Raw genomic sequence first — 3,078 nt, 5'->3', positions numbered from 1 at the left:
GGTCGAGGGAATCAACAATAAACTTAAACTAATAAAACGAAGAGGCTATGGCTTTAGAAACTTTCGGAATTTTTGGGTTAGAAGTATGTTATCTTGGCATCTTGTCTGTTGATTTAGCATAAAGAGTAACGAAGAGCCGGGAACCCTTTGGTATTTTATCCATGACTACAATGCACAGCAAAGCAAAGGATTAAGCCGCCATCACTACTACCGAATCACCACCCAACTTAAAACCTCACCATTGCCTAATCTTCCCTATGGGGTTGGAGACAAGCTTTGCACCCTCACTGAAGGAGTAATTTCCCACTTCCACTCGCAACTATAGAATTAGCTATAATAAAATTACCACAAGTATCATCTTCATATTTCCTGAAACTATATGACCTTAAAACAATTAGACCGAATTACTTTTAGCTCCAAAATTATGGCAGGTCAAGCCTGTATTCGAGGAATGCGTATTCCTGTTTCTTTAATTCTTAATCTACTTGCTAACGAAAAGCCGATAGAGGAAATATTAGAGGAATACCCTGACCTAGAAAGAGAAGATATTCACCAATGTTTATTATATGCTTCTTGGTTAGCCAGAGAACAAGTTCATTATTTTGAATTAATCGAGCAATGGAGATAGAGTTTATCGCCGATATGGGGATTTCTCTGCGTACAGTCTCATGGTTAAGAGAACAAGGTTATGATGTCGTTCATCTTCGAGATGAAGGCTTACAAACTTTATTTGATCAGGAAATTCTTGCCAAAGCAAAAAGAGAAAATAGGCATAAAGTTGTTCACTTCCCGTATAGTTGTAGGAGTTTGCGAAATTTGTGCCGTAGTAAGTAGGCATGGCTTTACTCTCCTGTTTAGTTGCAGATAGTGACCAATATGCACTCTACCCCCCACCAGACTGTATCATACGCTATAATTTAATAAATTTTTACATTTATCCCCATACCAGACCCTCTCCTCTTAGTGCGATCGCTGCTTTGGTCGGCTCCTAATTTAGACTGCCTATCGGAAATTTTAGTACAAATGCTCGAACTGGCAACTCCAGCACTCCCGTACAATCTTAACGAGCAATCTAGATAAACATCTTCAATGCTGCTTTTGAGAAGGAGACGGGTTGCTAAAGCCTCTATAATAAGTAGCCATAGAGATGCCGACAACTTCCCCTGTCGATAGCGAATAAGGAGAAAAAAAAACCAGTGTTTGTCCTCAAAGGTTACGAGTATTTTCTAGGATTTCTGCTCGCTTGCAGTTTAGTACCAATCCTATCCCTAACGGCCTCCAAAGTCCTGCGGCCTAGTGGTGGTGGTCCGGAAAGACGCACCACTTATGAATCGGGGATGGAACCGATCGGCGGTGCTTGGATTCAGTTTAACATTCGTTATTATATGTTTGCCCTCGTTTTCGTGGTTTTTGACGTGGAAACCGTCTTTCTCTACCCTTGGGCAGTAGCTTTCAATCAATTGGGCCTATTAGCTTTTGTAGAAGCACTGATCTTTATTGCTATCCTTGTGGTTGCTCTCGTCTATGCTTGGCGGAAAGGAGCCTTAGAATGGTCATAACAGCCATAATTTTCCTTATTTTTGACTTTTCATGAGAGGATAACCCGATGAGTCCCAACCCTACCAGCGAATTTAAGCAAATTATCGAACAACAAAGCGAAAAAATCCTCAATCCCATCGAACGCACTAAAGTTACCCAGGATTTATCGGAAAATGTCATCCTTACCACCGTTGATGACCTGTATAACTGGGCGCGTTTGTCAAGTCTTTGGCCGATGCTATACGGTACAGCTTGCTGTTTTATCGAGTTCGCAGCCTTGATTGGTTCCCGTTTTGATTTCGATCGCTTTGGTTTAGTTCCCCGTTCTAGTCCCCGGCAAGCCGATTTAATCATCACTGCCGGTACAATCACCATGAAAATGGCCCCCGCTTTGGTGCGTCTGTATGAAGAAATGCCGGAACCTAAATACGTTATCGCCATGGGTGCCTGTACGATTACGGGGGGAATGTTCAGCAGTGACTCCACCACCGCAGTTAGAGGGGTAGATAAACTTATCCCCGTGGATGTCTATATACCCGGTTGTCCCCCCCGTCCGGAAGCGATTATCGACGCGATTATTAAACTACGGAAAAAAGTCGCTAACGAATCTATTCAAGAACGCGGGACTGTCCTCCAGCAAACCAATCGTTATTACAGCACCACCCACAAAATGCAGGCCACGGAACCGATTCTTACGGGTAAATATCTGCAATCGGCCACCCGTCAAGCACCTCCGAAAGAGTTACTAGAAGCCACCGGTATGCCTGTTCCCCCCGCTCTTTTGACCACGAAACAAAAGGAAGAAATCTAAATGACTGAAGAAACGACAGCTATTGTGCAAGCTGGCCCCACTTCGATTTGGTTAAGCGAAAATGGTTTTGAGCATCAAGCTTTAGAAGCTGACCATAGTGGTGTGGAATTGATTAAAGTAGAAGCAGACTTTTTAATTCCTCTGGCCACTGCTTTATACGCTTATGGTTTTAATTATCTCCAATGTCAGGGTGCTTACGATTTGGGACCGGGGAAAGAATTAGTTAGTTTCTATCATCTAGTCAAAGTAACCGATAATGTCGATAGTCCCGTGGAAGTGCGCTTAAAAGTCTTTCTTCCCAGAGATAATCCCAGGGTTGCCTCGGTTTACTGGATTTGGAAAGCAGCTGACTGGCAAGAACGAGAAAGTTATGATATGTTCGGCATTATTTATGAAGGACATCCCCACCTGAAACGGATTTTAATGCCGGAAGATTGGGTCGGTTGGCCCCTACGCAAAGATTACGTTTCTCCCGAATTCTACGAACTACAGGACGCTTACTAAGTCGAGAATTTAATCAGTAATATCGGGTTAGAAGATATTTCTAGCCCGATTTTTTTGAGATTTAGGGACAAGATAAGCTATTGACTATTTAGGGTCTGCTGAAAAAGTTATTGAAAAGCACAGGTCTCTTAATCAATGATTTCACTTAGCTACAAGCATAAGCTTTAGTTGTTGATTAGCTTCTAAGCTATAACTTATTGTCATCATTGACCGAGAAAAAGTGC

General features: G+C 42.4%; 6 protein-coding genes. All 6 read left to right on the top strand.

The window, feature by feature from the left end; all coding sequences use genetic code 11:
- A partial coding sequence (locus IM479_RS22220) for a transposase (protein ID WP_071784045.1) occupies window positions 1-112 on the top strand: 112 nt, incomplete at its 5' end.
- A gap of 267 nt (window positions 113-379) precedes the next feature.
- Window positions 380-628 carry a DUF433 domain-containing protein gene (locus IM479_RS22215; protein ID WP_287684093.1) on the top strand — a complete coding sequence of 83 codons (249 nt, stop codon included), beginning with the start codon at window positions 380-382 and terminating at the stop codon, window positions 626-628.
- On the top strand, window positions 619-834 hold the full coding sequence (locus IM479_RS22210; protein ID WP_502856787.1) for a DUF5615 family PIN-like protein: 216 nt from the start codon (window positions 619-621) through the stop codon (window positions 832-834). The genes IM479_RS22215 and IM479_RS22210 overlap by 10 nt, the downstream gene beginning before the upstream one ends.
- A 362-nt stretch (window positions 835-1,196) precedes the next feature.
- Window positions 1,197-1,559: a photosynthetic/respiratory NAD(P)H-quinone oxidoreductase subunit C gene (ndhC, locus tag IM479_RS22205; RefSeq protein WP_002739390.1), complete on the top strand. Its 363-nt coding sequence runs from the start codon at window positions 1,197-1,199 to the stop codon at window positions 1,557-1,559.
- A 47-nt stretch (window positions 1,560-1,606) separates the two neighbouring features.
- Window positions 1,607-2,350, top strand: coding sequence for a photosynthetic/respiratory NAD(P)H-quinone oxidoreductase subunit K (gene ndhK, locus IM479_RS22200; RefSeq protein WP_002760976.1), 744 nt, complete (start codon window positions 1,607-1,609; stop codon window positions 2,348-2,350).
- On the top strand, window positions 2,351-2,854 hold the full coding sequence (locus IM479_RS22195) for an NAD(P)H-quinone oxidoreductase subunit J (RefSeq protein ID WP_002780471.1): 504 nt from the start codon (window positions 2,351-2,353) through the stop codon (window positions 2,852-2,854).
- Window positions 2,855-3,078: the final 224 nt, after the last annotated feature.

The organism is Microcystis sp. M165S2, from assembly GCF_020245885.1.
Taxonomy (GTDB): Bacteria; Cyanobacteriota; Cyanobacteriia; order Cyanobacteriales; family Microcystaceae; genus Microcystis.
This window is presented reverse-complemented; position numbering and strand designations above follow the sequence as displayed.